The 16,734-nt window shown below is 45.2% G+C and carries 12 protein-coding genes and 1 pseudogene; 7 read left to right on the top strand and 6 right to left on the bottom strand.

Going from position 1 to position 16,734, the window contains the following annotated elements:
• Window positions 1-250 precede the first annotated feature (250 nt).
• Entirely contained in the window at window positions 251-1,102 is an 852-nt protein-coding gene (locus tag AR383_RS02940) for a D-hexose-6-phosphate mutarotase (protein WP_055731783.1), read from the bottom strand.
• 64 nt (window positions 1,103-1,166) lie between these two features.
• Window positions 1,167-2,162, bottom strand: coding sequence for a type I glyceraldehyde-3-phosphate dehydrogenase (gene gap, locus AR383_RS02935; protein ID WP_055731782.1), 996 nt, complete (start codon window positions 2,160-2,162; stop codon window positions 1,167-1,169).
• 318 nt (window positions 2,163-2,480) lie between these two features.
• Here gap and malQ point away from each other — a divergent pair, with 318 nt between their 5' ends.
• From malQ to msrB, 4 genes are all read left to right on the top strand, one after another.
• The gene (malQ, locus tag AR383_RS02930; RefSeq protein ID WP_055731781.1) at window positions 2,481-4,679 is read left to right on the top strand and encodes a 4-alpha-glucanotransferase; all 2,199 of its coding nucleotides are present in this window, start codon (window positions 2,481-2,483) and stop codon (window positions 4,677-4,679) included.
• Window positions 4,680-4,847: 168 nt separating this feature from the next.
• On the top strand, window positions 4,848-7,058 hold the full coding sequence (gene glgB, locus AR383_RS02925) for a 1,4-alpha-glucan branching protein GlgB (protein ID WP_055731780.1): 2,211 nt from the start codon (window positions 4,848-4,850) through the stop codon (window positions 7,056-7,058).
• A gap of 46 nt (window positions 7,059-7,104) precedes the next feature.
• Window positions 7,105-9,204, top strand: a complete 2,100-nt coding sequence (gene glgX, locus AR383_RS02920) for a glycogen debranching protein GlgX (protein WP_055731779.1) — start codon at window positions 7,105-7,107, stop codon at window positions 9,202-9,204.
• 5 nt (window positions 9,205-9,209) lie between these two features.
• Window positions 9,210-9,608 carry a peptide-methionine (R)-S-oxide reductase MsrB gene (msrB, locus tag AR383_RS02915; RefSeq protein ID WP_198150231.1) on the top strand — a complete coding sequence of 133 codons (399 nt, stop codon included), beginning with the start codon at window positions 9,210-9,212 and terminating at the stop codon, window positions 9,606-9,608.
• On the opposite strand, the gene AR383_RS02910 is transcribed toward msrB, so the two are convergent.
• Window positions 9,605-10,432, bottom strand: coding sequence for a DUF2989 domain-containing protein (locus AR383_RS02910; RefSeq protein WP_055731777.1), 828 nt, complete (start codon window positions 10,430-10,432; stop codon window positions 9,605-9,607). The genes msrB and AR383_RS02910 overlap by 4 nt on opposite strands.
• A gap of 169 nt (window positions 10,433-10,601) precedes the next feature.
• Between AR383_RS02910 and AR383_RS02905 the strand changes: the two genes are divergently transcribed.
• Complete coding sequence (locus AR383_RS02905) at window positions 10,602-10,886, top strand: YeaC family protein (RefSeq protein WP_055731776.1); 285 nt, start codon at window positions 10,602-10,604, stop codon at window positions 10,884-10,886.
• On the opposite strand, the gene ansA is transcribed toward AR383_RS02905, so the two are convergent.
• Together ansA and sppA are read right to left on the bottom strand one after the other, a co-directional pair.
• Window positions 10,883-11,893, bottom strand: coding sequence for an asparaginase (ansA, locus tag AR383_RS02900; RefSeq protein ID WP_055731775.1), 1,011 nt, complete (start codon window positions 11,891-11,893; stop codon window positions 10,883-10,885). The genes AR383_RS02905 and ansA overlap by 4 nt on opposite strands.
• A gap of 79 nt (window positions 11,894-11,972) precedes the next feature.
• Window positions 11,973-13,799 carry a signal peptide peptidase SppA gene (sppA, locus tag AR383_RS02895; RefSeq protein WP_055731774.1) on the bottom strand — a complete coding sequence of 609 codons (1,827 nt, stop codon included), beginning with the start codon at window positions 13,797-13,799 and terminating at the stop codon, window positions 11,973-11,975.
• 156 nt (window positions 13,800-13,955) lie between these two features.
• On the opposite strand from sppA, the pseudogene AR383_RS02890 reads away from it, so the two are divergent.
• A pseudogene (locus AR383_RS02890) lies at window positions 13,956-15,973 on the top strand (oxidoreductase).
• Here the strand turns inward: AR383_RS02890 and AR383_RS21460 are convergent.
• Complete coding sequence (locus AR383_RS21460; protein ID WP_157051630.1) at window positions 15,956-16,105, bottom strand: hypothetical protein; 150 nt, start codon at window positions 16,103-16,105, stop codon at window positions 15,956-15,958. The pseudogene AR383_RS02890 and the gene AR383_RS21460 sit on opposite strands and share 18 nt — an antisense overlap.
• Before the next feature lie 88 nt (window positions 16,106-16,193).
• On the opposite strand from AR383_RS21460, the gene AR383_RS02885 reads away from it, so the two are divergent.
• Entirely contained in the window at window positions 16,194-16,733 is a 540-nt protein-coding gene (locus AR383_RS02885; RefSeq protein WP_055731773.1) for an NAD(P)H nitroreductase, read from the top strand.
• The last annotated feature ends 1 nt before the right edge of the window (window position 16,734 follow it).

Raw genomic sequence — 16,734 nt, 5'->3', positions numbered from 1 at the left:
TTAATTGTTTTGTGGTTTCGTTTCGGCGATTTATTGATTTGGCTTTATTGTCTAATTATCGTTTAAATACAAATTGTTATGGGTTCTTCTTTGCCAAAAATGAGAGAGTTGAAAACTGAAAAATGAACAGCTAACTTTAACTTTCTGTGGTTAATTTGTTCTTTAGGCAATGCTAATAAATAGGCTAGGGCGCGCAGTAGCGGCTTTAACGGTGATATTCGCCCTAGTAGGATAAAGTTTAATTAAGGCCTTAAGCTTTGATGGTTTGGCATAGGCGATGGCTTTCGCCAGCAGCGACACTCTGCGCTTGTTGGGTAATCGCTGTCTCAATGCAAATAAAGTCATCGGCGCTACTAAGGTCAGGCATTTGTGCGGCTAAAGCGCTACCTGGATTCCACACTACCACACTATCATGTCCTTGATGATGTATTTCAACTTGTTGATTAGCATAGCTCATTATGCTGGTATCTTCTGCTTGTAAATAGATGCGGTCGGTTTCAGGTGAGAGTTGGAAATCCTCGTCTAGCTGCTGAAGTTGAGCGGTAACGGCATCAAAATATTGTGGCCCAAGAGATCGGATGTGTAATTTTTTTACATCCGTTATGAAATATGAGTGCAGTGCGCCAGTATAGCTAAAAGGCTGCTTAGAGTGGTTATGAGTGATTAACTCAATTTTCGCTTGTTGACTGAGAGTAAACCGGCATTCTAGTTCAATGTTAGGCGTAGAGGGATGAGTGAGGCCTAAGCTTAAGCTGCATTCATTCGCGCTAGTACTGAGGGTGTTTAGTTGCCAAATAGCTGTTCTTGCTATGCCGTGTTTAGGGAAGGGGCTGGTTCCTGCGTTGGCAAAGCGTGGCCAGCAAACAGGCACACCTCCGCGAATGGCCTTAGAAGGGCTGAACTCGCTGTTTTCACTTAGCCACAATAATTCCTGTCCATTGTTGGGGCGGTAGCTTATAAGGTGGGCTCCTTGCTGTGCAATCAGGGCTTTAACTTTGGGGTGGTCTATCCAATAAAATACCATTCCTTGCTGGTTTTGGGCTTCAAACACCGCGTTGTCTAATTGCTTAACTACTGTTAACTGGAGTTTTTCCAAAATCATGAATTTCACCTATAAAAAAAGCGACCCGAAGGTCGCCTTATTAGTTTAGCCTAAGCTACATGTCTTATTTAGAGATGTGAGCGATTAGGTCTAGAACTTTATTTGAGTAACCGATTTCGTTGTCGTACCAAGATACAACTTTAACGAATTTGTCAGTTAGAGCAACACCAGCTTTAGCGTCGAACACAGAAGTGTTAACTTCGCCAACGAAGTCGTTAGAAACAACTTGGTCTTCAGTGTAGCCAAGAACGCCAGCCATTTCGCCTTCAGAAGCGGCTTTCATTGCTGCACAAATTTCTTCGTAAGTAGCGGCTTCTTTTAGGTTAACTGTTAGGTCAACTACAGATACGTCTGGAGTAGGTACGCGGAAAGCCATACCAGTTAGTTTGCCGTTAAGTTCTGGAAGAACAACGCCTACAGCTTTAGCTGCACCAGTAGAAGAAGGGATGATGTTTTGACCAGCACCACGGCCACCACGCCAGTCTTTCATTGAAGGACCGTCAACAGTTTTTTGAGTAGCAGTAGTTGCGTGAACAGTAGTCATAAGACCAGATTCGATGCCCCACTTGTCGTTTAGTACTTTAGCGATAGGAGCAAGACAGTTAGTAGTACAAGAAGCGTTAGAAACGATTTCTTGGCCAGCGTAAGTGTCGTGGTTAACGCCCATAACGAACATAGGAGTAGCGTCTTTAGAAGGACCAGTTAGAACTACTTTTTTCGCACCAGCAGTGATGTGTTGACGAGCAGTTTCGTCGGTTAGGAAGATACCAGTTGCTTCAGCAACTACATCAACACCAATTTCGTCCCATTTTAGTTCTTCAGGGTTACGTACAGCAGTTACACGAACAGTTTTGCCGTTTACTACTAAGTTACCGTCAACAACTTCTACGCTACCGTTGAAACGACCGTGAGTTGAATCGTACTTAAGCATGTAAGCCATGTACTCAACGTCGATTAAATCGTTGATGCCCACAACTTCGATGTCGCTGCGCTCAACAGAAGCACGGAATACGAAACGTCCAATACGGCCAAAACCGTTAATACCAACTTTAATTGTCATAGTGATACCTAATGTTTCCAAGTGTTAACAGATGTAGAATTTGGTTGTAAACTTACAACATTTTTAAAATAGTTCAAGTTCAATCGGCAATTAATTTGCGCGACATCAATTAATGGTTTAAAAACGAACAAGCTCACAAATTGCAGTGAGAAGTATTAGCGTGAATATGAAAAAAAACAATCAATATCACGCAATCTCAGATAAAATTATTTTAGTGAAATTTGTGCTAGATCGATAAATCGAACGTTAGGATGAGTACAATACACGCGCTAAAAAAACAATAATTAGTTATATAAAAGCAATAACTCGGGAAATGTTATGTCAGATCAAATCATTGAACAGCTGGTGAAGCTTCGCGGCATCGAAACCAGTTACGTAGATGCTTGGGGAAATCCGGCGCAAGTCGTACCTGAAAGCAAAGCGAAATTATTAAAAGCGCTAGGTTACCCTGTAGATGATGCAGAGCAATTAGCCAAGCGTTATGAAGAAGACGTATTAAACTATTGGCAATCGGTCATGCCAGTAGTGAAAGTGGTACGTGTAGCTTCTGAATATCCATTAGAGATCCGTGTTCCAATCGAGTTAGCCAATAAAGAATTTACTTGGACGCTACAAACCGAGCAAGGTGAAACCTTTAAAGGACAAATTACGCCGGTTGATGGTGAACTAATCGAAGCGCATGCGATTAACGAAACTGAATACCAAGCTTATATCGTTAATCTAAGCATTGACCTACCAATTGGTTATCATGAGTTAACTCTTAAGCTTAAAGGCGGTCGTAAGGTTCTAGCCGAAACTCGTTACATCGTGGCGCCTAAAGCCGCTTATATCCAACCACAAATTGCTAATGGCAAAAAAGTGTGGGGACCTAGTGTTCAGTTATACTGCCTACGCAGTGAAACCAACTGGGGTATCGGTGATTTCTCTGACTTACAAGTGTTGGTTAAGAATATTGCAGAGAAGGGTGGTGATTTCGTTGGTCTAAACCCTATTCACTCACTTTACCCAGCTAACCCAGAAGCGGCTAGCCCATATAGCCCGTCTTCTCGTCGTTGGTTAAACATTGTTTATATCGATGTAGAAGCGATTGCTGAGTTCCAAGAATCAGAAGCGGCTGCTTTAGTGGCAAGCCCAGCCTTCCAAAATCGTTTAGAGCAATTACGTGCTAGCGAGTGGGTAGACTACACCGGTGTAACTAATGCCAAGCTAGAAGCGCTGCAATTAGTATTTAAGCAATTCCAAACCATTCAAACAGGCCGTAGCAAGCGTGCAAATGCTTTCCGCTCTTTTGTTAAAGAAGGTGGCGAAAGCTTAGCGGCACAAGCTACTTACGATGCATTACAAGCGCATCTTTATGACACAATTGGTAACGCCTGGGGTTGGCCTGCATGGCCCGATGAGTACAAAGAGTACCATCTTCCTGCGGTAGCTGAGTGGGTAAAAGAGAATAAAGACGCGGTCGATTTCTACCTATGGCTACAATGGATTGCCGATGAGCAATTGGCTGCTGTTGACGCAGTGGCTAAAGAGTCTGGCATGGTTATGGGCTTGTACCGTGACTTGGCTGTAGGTGTGAGTGAAGGCAGCGTAGAGATTTGGGCAAATGGTGACTTGTACTCTCTTGATGCAAGCGTAGGTGCTCCGCCTGACGTACTTGGTCCACTAGGTCAAAAATGGGGCCTGCCTCCAATGGATCCTGCAGTATTAGAGCAGCAGCAATATCAACCTATGATTGATCTGTTCCGTTCTAACATGCGTTCTTGTGGTTCACTACGTATCGACCACGCGATGGCCTTGTTACGTTTGTGGTTAGTACCTGTTGAAGATTCGGCTGACAAAGGTGCTTACCTTTACTACCCAATTCAAGACTTACTCGGTATTTTGGCGCTAGAAAGTCATCGTAATAAATGTCTGATTATCGGTGAAGATTTAGGTACTGTTCCTGACGGCATCTTCGAAGTTCTGCAAGAAAACGGTGTTCACTCTTACCGTATTTTCTTCTTTGAACAAGCGGAAGACGGTGGCTTTATTTCTCCTGCGCATTACCCAGAGCAAGCCATGTCTGCGGTTACCACTCACGATATGCCAACCTTACGCGGGTTCTGGCATTGTGATGACTTAGCGCTAGGTCGCGAACTTGGTATTTACCCAGACGAAGAAGTGTTACAAGGCTTGTACCGTGATCGCCACGAAAGCAAACAAAAGATACTAGATAGCCTACATGGTCACCAAAGCATTCCTGATTACATTTCTCACGATGTAAATTGGGTGGGTATGGATAAAGGCCTAAACTACGGTATTCAAGTACACATGGCCAAGGGTAGCTGTAATCTATTGTCTGTTCAGTTAGAAGACTGGATGGAAATGGATAAACCAGTTAACGTACCTGGTACTTCTAGCGAATATCCTAACTGGCGCCGTAAGTTGGCGTGGAACCTCAGTGACTTATTTAATAACCACGATGTTCAGCATTTGATGTACTCGCTAACTGATGCGCGAGCTAAAGTAAGCAAGTAATTTGTTCGAAATCTAAACAAGCGCTCTTCGGAGCGCTTTTTTTTGTTTATGAAAATGTTTTCTATCTCACTTTAATTCGTATTTGTTGAGAAAAGCGATCGCAGTTGCGCTAACCTAAGCAGTATTGACCAAACCCTCTTATTCTCAGGACGTTAAGGTAAGTACATAATGAAACGATCTCTGTCTTCACCGGTTTCTACACTCGTTCAAAAGTTGTCCAGTGTACGCCTCAGTGAACCCTTCAATGTATTAGGTTTAATTAGCAAGACCAACAAAAAAGGCTTGGTTTTGCGTACTTGGAAACCAGACGCCAAAGCGGTCTCGGTATTATCATTAAGTGGCGAGTTAATCGGGGAAATGGGGCAGGTATCGCCGCAAGGTTTATTTGAATTATCAATAGATAGCGACCAGCGATTTTACTACCAGTTAGAAGTCGATTACGGTGATGCAAAACACACGGTTATTGACCCTTACCAATTCCACGAACAAGCCTATGATGGCTTGGCTACCATGTCTCATGCGCCGCAGAATCTATACCAAGTGTTGGGGGCGCAAGTTAAAACTATTGAGTTAAATGGCCACAGTGTGAGTGGTGTACGCTTCGCCGTGTATGCGCCTAGCGCCATGAGCGTCAGCTTGATTGGTGAGTTTAACTACTGGGATGGACGTCGTTTACCCATGCAGCGCTCATTAGACGGTCATTGGGTATTATTTGTTCCAGGTCTTGAGGCGGGTACTAAATACAAATACGAGCTTAAAGATAGTCAAGGTCACAGCTTGCCGCACAAAACAGACCCTGTTGGTTTTAGCGCCGAGCAGTATCCTTCATTTGCCTCTGTGGTATGGGATCATCAGCAATATCAGTGGCATGACCAAGATTGGATCGAGTCACAAAAAACCGATAAACGTTTACAGCCAATGAGTATCTATGAGGTGCATTTAGGCTCGTGGCGTCGCAAATTAGAAACCAATAAAGCCCGTTATTTAAGCTATCGCGATTTGGCCATTGAGTTGGTCGATTACGTGAAAGAAATGGGTTATACCCATATTGAAGTACTACCGATTTCTGAATATCCCTTTGACGGCTCATGGGGCTATCAACCGATTGGTTTGTTTGCGCCAACCAGCCGTTTTGGTAACCCAGACGACTTTAAATTCTTGGTTGACCAATGTCACCAGAATGGCATCGGTGTAATCGTAGACTGGGTACCGGCTCACTTCCCTAGTGATTCACATGGTTTAGCCCGTTTCGACGGTACTCACCTCTACGAATATGAAGATCCTCGTCGTGGCTGGCACAACGATTGGAACTCCTACATTTACGATTTCGGTCGCGATACCGTTAGACAATTTTTAGTCGCCAGTGCTTTAATCTGGTTAGATAAGTTTCATGTTGATGGTTTACGTGTGGATGCGGTGGCCTCGATGCTGTACTGGGACTACTCACGTAATGAAGGTGAATGGATCCCGAATGTCGATGGCGGTAACCAAAACTATGAAGCGATTAGCCTATTGAAGTGGTTTAACGAGGAAGTCTACCGCCAATACCCCCACGCGATGACCATCGCCGAAGAATCTACTGCTTTTGCGGGCGTTTCTCGTCCTACTTATACTGGCGGTTTGGGCTTTGGTTTTAAGTGGAATATGGGATGGATGCACGACTCCTTAACTTACATGCAAAAAGATCCAGCCTTCCGTAAGTACCACCACAACGAAATCACCTTTGCCATGGTATACAACTACGATGAGAATTTTGTATTACCCATTTCTCATGATGAAGTGGTCCACGGCAAGGGCTCGTTATTAGGCAAAATGCCGGGTGATGAATGGCAGCAAGCCGCTAATCTGCGCGCTTATACCGCCTTCATGTATGCTCATCCAGGCAAAAAACTAAACTTCATGGGCAACGAAATTGCACAAGCTAGCGAGTGGAACCATGATTCCAGCCTAGAGTGGGACGTATTGCAGTATCCAAAACACAAAGGGCAACAAGAGTTAGTTAAGCAGTTAAACAAGGTATATAGAAGCCATCCTGCAATGTTTGAGGGAGACTACGATACTGCCGGTTTTGAATGGATAGACCACAATGATTGGGAAAAAAGCATTTTGGTTTTCCAACGAAATGCCTTAAATAGTCAGCAAAAGATGATTGTTGTCTGTAACTTCACTCCGGTTCCTCGCGACCAATATCGCTTGGCCGTACCAGAGGCAGGGCGTTACCGGGTCATCCTAAATACCGATTCAGAGATGTATTGGGGCAGTAACTATGATGCAGGTATCGAGTTTCAATCTGAAGCTATTGCTAGCCAAGGGCGAGAAAACTCGGTGATATTAAACTTGCCACCCCTTTCAACTTTGTATTTAATCAAGGTAGATTAGTAATAAGTTGATAAGCCCCTGCTTCGGCAGGGGAGATAGGGTATCCATGTCTATAAAAAGTCAATTAACACCTTTACCCTTCAGTCTTGGTAAATTTCAAATCTCCCCTGGGAAGGACTATCCACTAGGGGCCACACTTGATGCCAAAGGATGTAACTTCGCCATTCATGCGGGCGATGCCAAATACATCGAATTGTGCTTGTTTGATGAACAAGAGAACGAGATTGCCCGTTTAGTCTTGCCCGGTAAACAGGGCGGTATTCGCTATGGCTATGTACACGGTATTACTGCCAAGCAACTTTATGCTTACCGCGTATTTGGCGCTTTTCAGCCGGAGCATGGTTATTGGTATGATCCTAGAAAGCTGATTTTAGACCCCTATGCTAAAGCTTTATCCCGTCCCTTAATTTGGGATGCTAAAGCCTACCAAGAAGACGATGCCAGCCTTATTCCCAAATGTGTTGTCACAGATGATACGTTTGATTGGCAGGGCGTTGCCAAACCCAATATTGCTCGTAAAGACATGGTGTTATACGAAACGCATGTTCGCGGCTTTAGCCAACTAAATGAAAAAGTATCGGCAGCCAATAGGGGCAGTTACTTAGGCATGGTGGAGCCAGCGAGTATTCAACATCTAAAAAGCTTAGGGATTACCTCGGTACAGTTGATGCCCACTGCGGCATTTATGTCTGAACCGCGTCTAAAGGGCTTAGGCTTGAGCAATTATTGGGGTTACAACCCCATTTTGTTTATGGCGCCGGAGCCGCGTTACGCTAAACAGAATGCCTTGATTGAATTTAAAACCATGGTGCGGGAGTTCCACCGCAATGGTATTGAAGTGATTTTGGATGTGGTATTTAATCATACTGCTGAGGCCGGAGCCGATGGGCCAACCCTGTGTTATCGAGGCTTAGATAACCGCTCTTATTACTTATTTGAAAAGATTGGCGATAGCCCCGATTACCAGCGGTATGCTAACAACACCGGTTGCGGTAATAGCGTCAGCTTGGATAGCCCCACGAGTTTGCGTTTGGTCTTAGATAGCTTGCGCTATTGGGTAGATGTGATGCAAGTCGACGGCTTCCGCTTCGATTTGGCGGTGAGCTTAGGCCGCGAGAAAAACCAATACAGCCAACACGCCGCCTTCTTTAAAGCGATTGCCCAAGATCCTATTTTATCTCGCGCCAAGATGATCGCAGAGCCTTGGGATATTGGCCCCTTTGGTTATCAATTAGGGCATTTCCCAGAGCGCTGGATGGAATGTAACGATCGTTTTCGAGATACCAGTAGAGCGTTTTGGAAGGGAGACCACGGCTTATTAGGTGAGCTGGCTACCCGCATCATGGGGTCTCGAGATCTATTTTTTGCCAGTCGCAGAAGCATTCATACCAGTGTTAATTACATCTGTTATCACGATGGTTTTACCTTGGACGATTTGGTGAGCTATGAGCAACGCCACAATCATGCCAACGGTGAAGAAAACCGTGACGGTCATGGGCACAACCTTTCAGCTAACTATGGAGTAGAAGGGGAGACCGACGATCCGGCGATTATGCGTTTACGACGTAAGCAAAAACGAAATTTACTTGCCACCCTGATGTTATCGCAAGGTATTCCGCACTTCTTAGGCGGGGATGAGTTAAGCAGAACCCAGCAGGGTAATAATAATGCTTATTGCCAAAACAATAAGATGAGCTGGGTTAACTGGAAACTCAATCCTGAGCAACAACAGTTCCTACAATTTTGTCAGCAAGTGATTGCTTTACGCAAACGCTCCAGCGTATTTAACTATTTGCAGTTAGAGAACGACAGTTATGAGAAGTGCCATTCTCAATTGCATGGCGTACGTTGGTATCGTACCGACGGCTCACACATGCGCCAAAGTGATTGGCATCAATCTCATGCTTGGGCGGTTGCCGTAGAATTGCGAAGTTTAGGTAAGAACAAAGCTCGTTGGTTATGGATGATTAATGCTTGTTCTCATGAAGTGGAGTTCACTATTGCTGGTCCCGAAACCGGCTATCAATGGACCCAACAAATGGATACCCACTGTGAAAAAGCGGTCTTTGAAAAGCCCCGAGCTCAGCTTAAACATGTTAAACTGCAAGCCAAATCCATGGTCTTGTTAGAACAAACAGAGTTGTGAATAAAATAGTAAAAAGTGAACAAGAGTGGCGCGAGCTGCTTTCTGATTTAGCCTTTGCCGTTACTCGAGAAGGCGCTACCGAGCGCCCCTTCAGCGGAACCTTATTACATAATAATCAACAGGGTACTTATCATTGTATTTGCTGTAATCAAACCTTGTTTAGCTCTCAGGCAAAGTTTGATGCAGGTTGTGGCTGGCCGAGTTTTGATAGAACTGCAGAAAATAAAGCGGTAAAGTTTTTGCGCGATACCAGCCATAATATGGAGCGTGTTGAAGTTCGTTGTAGCCGCTGTGATGCCCACCTCGGCCACGTGTTTAACGATGGTCCCACCGATACCAAAGAACGCTTCTGTATTAATTCAGCCGCTCTCGATTTTAGCGCTGAAAACGAAGATGAGCTCTAGCGCTGGTATTGACGTTCTTTTATTTGTTTAAAGATAAGTTTTGCTTCGTCTTGTAAGTTCTCTAGTTGCTCTTCATCTAGCTGCAATAAGTGCTTCAGTGAAGAGTAATCTTGAGTGCTGTGGTCATCAAATAAGGCCGACACTTGCGCCCAAATGTAAGCTTGGCGGAAGTTCCGTAAGGCCATATATTGCGAAGTAATGGCTTCTGGGTATTTGGCTGGAATCACTTGGTCTTCGCCAAAATACTTAAAGCTACTTTGCAATATATCGATGGTTTTTTGAGGGTTATTACCACTGTAGTAAATCGCTAAAGTCCATAATAATTCTGGGCTATCGAGTTTACCGGTGCCTTCTAAGGCTAAAAAGCGTTCTTTGGCTGCTTGGTCGCGGTGTTGAGTCCAATGATACATCGCTAAATAGGGGTTGTTGGAATCCTCTGTCTCGGCTTCTAAACGAGCTAATTCCTCCAAGGAGGTGAGCATTCCTACTACGCGCTGGGTTTTTCTGGATTTATCGTATTTCGGTTCAATGGACGCGGCTAACTCAATACACTGGTTATAAGCTCGATAGTTTTTTATCAGATGATATTTGTTTTCGTCGCTATCGTGATTTAGCTCATCAAAGCGCGAAATAATTACGTCTGCGCGTTCAGAGCGGCACCAACCATCTTGATTTAGATCTTCGCATAGTTCTGGGTTGCTATTACAAATGCTTTTAACGGTGCGGTTGCCAAAGCCCAAGAAGTTTAAGGCTGAATCGCAAGCTACGATAGTTAGTGGCAGAACTAAAACTAGGCAGCGGCTATAGCGAGTTAACGAAGACAATTTTCTTCCTTTAACAAAATTCGAGAGTAAATAATTAATTCGAGAGATTAGCATAATTTATTTGACTTGAGCTGCAATTAATTCACCTGCTTAGCTTGATTGCTCAGTTTATAGCTTGGCAGCCGGAAAAAGCTTTGTTAGTGTTTTGCTAATATTATAGGAGTGATAAATGGATGTAGAAAAGTTGTTGGCGGCAATTACGCCAGAGATTTATCAAAATATGCTCAGCGCAGTAGAAACAGGACGTTGGCCAGATGGTAATTTACTGACTGAGGCGCAGCGTGATCACACTCAGCAATTAGTCATTTTATACCAAACCAAGCATAACCATCAGCCACAACATTTTACTGTAGGAACCGATGGTGAGCTGGTGATGAAGTCGAAGCAAGAGCTAAAACGTCAATATCGCGACGAGCAAACTATTGTTAGCGTGCCGCAAAACGATAACAACTAAAGGCTTATCTCTCCGCGCAAATCTTGCTTAAGTAATTCACGGATCCGTTCGCTGGGCAGTGGCTTACTGAGCAAGTAATGCAGTTTGGCTAAGGCTGCTTCAGTGGTCATGTCTCCACCGCTAACCACGCCGGCTTTAGCTAAAGCATTTCCGGTGGCATAGCCCCCCATATTCACTTTCCCAGTTAAACATTGGCTTAAGTTTAATACGATGATGCCGCGCTCACAGGCTTGGCTTAGTAATTCCAACATACTCTCGTTTTGTGGCGCATTGCCTACGCCATAACTGAGTAGTATCAGAGCTTTAACCGGTTGTAACAGCAAATTGGCGATGACTTCCGTAGAAATGCCAGGATATAAACTGACCACCCCAATCGGTTGCGGCACAATAGGGCTAATTTGCAGGGCACTGATCCCAGTGGGTCTGATTTCACCGGCGATAACTTCTATATCAATGCCGGCTTTTAGTAAAGCGGGGTAGTTGGGAGACATGAAGGCATCGAAGCCGTCGGCATGGGCTTTAGTACTTCTATTGCCGCGAAACAGCTTATTGTTAAAAAATAAACAGACTTCATGTACGGGGTAATAGGCGGCCAGATACAGGGCATTTAGCAGGTTGGTTTGGCCATCAGAGCGCAGCTCGCTAAGTGGAATTTGCGAGCCGGTTACAATCACCGGTTTGCTGAGATTCTCTAGCATGAAGGATAGCGCAGACGCGGTATAGGCCATGGTGTCAGTGCCATGGAGCACGACAAATCCATCGTATTGCTCATAATTGGCTTGAATATCCTCGGCAATCAGTTGCCAGTGCTGAGGATCCATATCGGCAGAATCGATTAAAGGGGAAAATTCGTGAACGGTAAATTCAGGCATTTCTTCGCGCTGAAATTCAGGCATGCCTTCTAAGCAATCACGCATGAATCCAGCTACTGGAACATAGCCTCTTTCACTACGTTGCATGCCAATCGTACCGCCGGTATAGGCGATATAAATAGATTTTCGACTCATCAGACAACCATTCCAAAAATTTTTGAAATTATAGTCTGATGGACGCTGAATGTAAGTAGCTAACGCGGATTAATTAAGGCTATTGTAGCCCTTCACACACCGCGCAGAAGCTATATTGACCCATTGGATCATTAAATTGCTCTAAAGAGGGGGCTTGTTGTTTGATTTGTTGCAACAAAGTCCACTGTGGCAGATGGCTTGCCAAGGCTTGGCTGAATTTGCTGTCGAATAGTTCGGCGATAAAACGTTCCCGCGGAGACATCGGCACTTCTAGCTTATCTAGCTGGTAAGCGTTTAATTCAGCCAAGCTTACGGCGTAATCAATGGCAGCATTAAGGTCGCCCAGCTGGTCAACTAAGCCGTTTTCTAGGGCGTCTTGGCCAGTCCAAATACGTCCTTCGGCAATGTCATCCATATCCGCCATTGGAATGGCTCGACCGTTTGATACTAAGGAAACGAAGTCGTGGTAGCCGTGTTCAATATTCAGCTGAATGATTTCTGCCACTTCATCGGGTAGAGCTTGAAAAGGGCTAATTTCCGCTAGTGGGCCAGTGGCATAACCGTCACTACTAATGCCCAATTTGGCTAAGGCATTTTCTATGGTGGCAAACATGCCGAAGATGCCTATTGAGCCGGTGATAGTGGTGGGACTGGCAAAGATCTGATCAGCGGTAGACGATATCCAATAACCACCACTGGCTGCCACGCTACCCATGGACACGACAACAGGAATGCCTTTATCTTGGAACTGCCCTAGCTTTTCACGAATCAACTCTGAAGCGAAAGCACTGCCGCCTGGGCTGTCTACACGTACCACTAAGGCTTTTACGTCTTCGTCTTCTAAGGCTTGATTTAGTTGTTCTAACACCGTGTCAGCGGCAATCACCTGGTCTTGACCACGGCCGCCTACAATCGCGCCTTGAGCGATCAACAGGGCAACCTTGTCGGGAGCATTTGAGGGACCGGGAAGATTACTCAAGTATTCGCTAAAGTCTTGGGATTGATAGCCGCCGTCTTCGCTTTCACCAAAGGTGTCGATTAATAGTTGTTTAGCTTGTGAGCGGGTAGTGAGTTGGTCCACCAAACCGTATTTTTCAGCGTAGCGAGCACCGTCGCCGTCAACGGTTTTAAGGGCAGCAATGAGTTGTTTGGCTTTGGGCATTAATTGCTGCTGAGCAATACCTCGATTAGCTGACACTGTGTCTAAATAAGTTTGCCAGAGTTGATCCATCCAGTGTGCTAAGTCTTGTTTGGCCTCAATAGACATATCGTTGCGAATGTAAGGCTCTACAAACGATTTATGAGTACCTACGCGGAATATATGAGTGTTTAATTCTAGTTTGTCGATGGCATCTTTAAAGAACAGTTGCCGCGAGTTCATGCCACGCATTAATACTGCACCCTTAGGGTTGAGTAGCACGGTGTCGGCAAAGCTGGCTAAGTAATATTGGTGCTGATCATAGTAGTCGGCGTAAGAAATAATCGGTTTGCCACTGTCTTTAAAACGCTCTAGGGCTTCGCCAATAATGCTTAACTTGGTTTGGCTGGTGCGCGGTAATGCGTCTAGGCCTAATACTATGCCGGTGATGTTGCTATCGACACGTGCTGCATCAATGGCTTGTACTACGCTGTAAAGGTCTATTTCCTTTTCAACGCTATTGCCTAAGACCTCATTGCTAAATTCTGCAATGGGATTAATTCGTTGGGTTTGCTCAACAATTTGACCGTTTAAGTTAAGAACGAGTGCACCTGCTGGAGGAGTTATCTGGGGCTCACTGTCGATGTTACCTAAGGCCACTATCACCAGGATAACCATCACTAACAAAAATAAATTAACGATCAGTGCCCGGATAAAATTAAGGGTACGCCAGAAAAAGCGAAAGATGTTTTTAATAAATTTAAACACGGTGCTCTACTTAAATAGTTAATGGTGTCTTAAACGTTACCATAGTCATAAAAAACAGGCACCTGCAAATATTCAAACAAATGTTTGAAACTGTAGTTTGCTTTGTATATGCTGTTAACACTTTCATAACATGGCTACCAATTAGAGGCTACACGGATGACCAAGTACCCACATTTAAGCGCTCCCTTGGATTTAGGATTCACTCAGTTACCTAGTCGCGTTTTAATGGGCTCTATGCACACCGGCTTAGAAGAAAAAGGTGGATTTGAAAAACTAGCGGCATTCTACGCATTGCGAGCTAAAGGGGAGTGGGCTTAATTGTGACTGGGGGAATTGCGCCCAATTTTCGAGGCCGTCTTGCTCCCAATGGCTGTCAGTTGAGTTTTCCTTGGCAGGTTAAAAAGCACCGTATTATCACCGAAGCGGTACATAAAGAAGGCGGAAAGATTGCCTTACAATTACTGCATGCCGGTCGGTATGCCTATCATCCCTTTAGTGTTGGTGCCAGTAAAATTAAAGCGCCGATTAACCCCTTCAAGCCAAAAGCCATGAGCGAGCGACAAATTCGCGGCACCATTAAAGATTTTGCCAACAGTGCCAAGCTGGCCCAACGCGCTGGTTATGATGGGGTAGAGATCATGGGCTCAGAAGGCTACCTGATTAATCAGTTTATTTGTTCGCGAACCAACCGTCGCAGCGATAGTTGGGGAGGTAGCTATCTAAATCGCATTAAATTCCCCATAGAGGTGGTGAAGCAAACGCGAGCGGCGGTGGGTAAAGACTTCATCATTGTGTTTCGTTTATCCATGCTGGACTTAGTCGAGCAAGGTAGTACCTTTGAAGAAGTGTTACTGTTAGCCAAAGCCTTGGAGCAAGCCGGCGTTAGCATACTCAATACTGGTATTGGCTGGCATGAGGCGCGGATTCCTACCATCGCCACCAGTGTGCCGCGGGGAGCCTTTGCTTGGGTTACCGAAAAAGTGAAGCAACACATCAACATACCAATGGTCGCCGTTAACCGCATTAATACCCCCGATGTGGCCGAAAATATTTTGCGCTCTGGGCAAGCCGACATGGTGTCGATGGCGCGTCCGCTGTTGGCCGATCCACTGTTTGTGGAAAAAGCCCGCAATAATCAAGCGGCTCTAATCAATACCTGTATTGCCTGTAATCAAGCTTGTTTAGACCATGTATTTAAACAGCAACGTGCCAGCTGTTTGGTGAATCCTCAGGCCTGTTATGAAACCGAGTTGAGCTTCCCTCCAGTAACTAAGGCTAAACATATTGTTGTGGTAGGCGCCGGGCCTGCTGGTTTGGCATTTTCCTGTTATGCGGCCGAACGAGGCCATCGAGTTAGCTTGTATGACCAAGCGGAACAAATTGGCGGGCAGTTTAACTACGCCAAACAAATTCCCGGAAAAGAAGAGTTTTATGAAACCCTGCGCTACTTCGCCAACCGCATTAAGCAATTAGGTGTTGAACTGCATTTAGAAACTAAAGTAGACGCGCCGATGCTCAGTGATTTAGCTGCTGACGAGGTGGTGATAGCCACTGGTATTTTGCCACGCACCCCACCCATTGAAGGTATTAGTCACGAAAAAGTGTGTAGTTATTTAGATGTATTGCGCGACCATAAACCGATTGGCCAACAAGTGGCGATTATTGGCGCCGGCGGTATTGGCTTTGATGTGGCGGAGTATTTGGTTGAACAAAAGCCTTCGTTATCGACCAATGTAAATCGCTGGTTAGATAGCTGGGGTATCGACAGGGAGATTGCTGAGCCTGGCGGTTTAAAACCGCAGCAATCCCATGAGGCTGCTCGTAAGGTATATTTGTGTCAGCGAAAATCGAGCAAAGTGGGTAAGGACTTAGGTAAAACTACCGGCTGGATCCATCGCGAAACCTTGAAGAAAAACCAGGTGGAAATGTTAGCTGGTGTTGAATACCTCAAAATAGACGACCAAGGTCTGCACATTCGTTGCGGCGAAAAAGAGCAGCTGTTAGCGGTGGATCAAGTCGTGATTTGTGCCGGGCAGGAACCACTACGTAGCTTGCATGATGACTTAAGCGCCTTAGGGATCGTTTCTCATCTGATTGGTGGAGCCGACGTTGCGGCCGAGTTGGATGCCAAACGTGCAATACGTCAAGGTGCTGAGTTAGCGGCGGCGCTCTAGTTTCAGCCACTGTTGAATTAATGCGGCGGTGGGTTTGGGATGTTGTTTTACCCAAGCTTGTAGCTGCATGATTTGTTCACGGCGTAGCCGCTGTTGCTGCTCAAACTGAGTACTTGCTTGTTTATACTTCATGTTACTGCGCCACATGATTAAGCCTTAACTTTACTTTTAACACAATTTACGCACAATGGCCTAACAAACTCCCTCGTTAAGGATAACAATGAAGGCCTTAGATTTATTACTTAATCGTCAATCCTGCCCACGTTTAACCGCGCCCGCCCCAGAAGGTGCAGAGTTAGAAACGATTTGGAAAGCCGGACTAAGAACCCCCGACCATGGTGGTTTAACACCTTGGCGTTTTATTCACGTGAGCGGTGAAGGTCTCGGAAAACTAGCAGATATTTTTGAACAAGCCGCACTGGCCGAAGCAGGTGATAGTGAAAAGGCCAAAACCATGCCGTTTCGTGCTCCGCTTATCACCATCGTCATTGCTAGTCCAAAAGAGCATGCCAAAGTGCCCGAGATTGAACAAGTCATCTCGGCGGGCTGCGCCGTTCATGCCATGCAAATGGCCGCCTTTGCTCAAGGCTATAACGGTATTTGGCGCACCGGCCCAATGGCTTACAGCGCTACAGTTAAGCAACAGTTAGGTTTAGCCGAACATGAATCAATAGTAGGCTTTCTCTATTTGGGTAGCCCGCAAACAAAAGCCAGCAAAGTGCGTGAGCTTGCCTTTGAAGACTACGTTAGCTGGTTATAAG

It is taken from the genome of Agarivorans gilvus, from assembly GCF_001420915.1.
GTDB lineage: Bacteria > Pseudomonadota > Gammaproteobacteria > Enterobacterales > Celerinatantimonadaceae > Agarivorans > Agarivorans gilvus.
Note: the sequence above shows the minus strand (reverse complement) of the source record. Positions and strands in the feature narration are given on the sequence as shown.

Bases quoted from the DNA above. Each gene is read 5' to 3' on its own strand.
- glgB (WP_055731780.1), top strand. From the start codon at position 4,848: ATGAAACGATCTCTGTCTTCACCGGTTTCTACACTCGTTCAAAAGTTG.
- AR383_RS02885 (WP_055731773.1), top strand. From the start codon at position 16,194: ATGAAGGCCTTAGATTTATTACTTAATCGTCAATCCTGCCCACGTTTA.
- glgX (WP_055731779.1), top strand. From the start codon at position 7,105: ATGTCTATAAAAAGTCAATTAACACCTTTACCCTTCAGTCTTGGTAAA.
- gap (WP_055731782.1), bottom strand. From the start codon at position 2,162: ATGACAATTAAAGTTGGTATTAACGGTTTTGGCCGTATTGGACGTTTC.
- AR383_RS21460 (WP_157051630.1), bottom strand. From the start codon at position 16,105: ATGAAGTATAAACAAGCAAGTACTCAGTTTGAGCAGCAACAGCGGCTA.
- AR383_RS02905 (WP_055731776.1), top strand. From the start codon at position 10,602: ATGGATGTAGAAAAGTTGTTGGCGGCAATTACGCCAGAGATTTATCAA.
- AR383_RS02940 (WP_055731783.1), bottom strand. From the start codon at position 1,102: ATGATTTTGGAAAAACTCCAGTTAACAGTAGTTAAGCAATTAGACAAC.
- ansA (WP_055731775.1), bottom strand. From the start codon at position 11,893: ATGAGTCGAAAATCTATTTATATCGCCTATACCGGCGGTACGATTGGC.
- malQ (WP_055731781.1), top strand. From the start codon at position 2,481: ATGTCAGATCAAATCATTGAACAGCTGGTGAAGCTTCGCGGCATCGAA.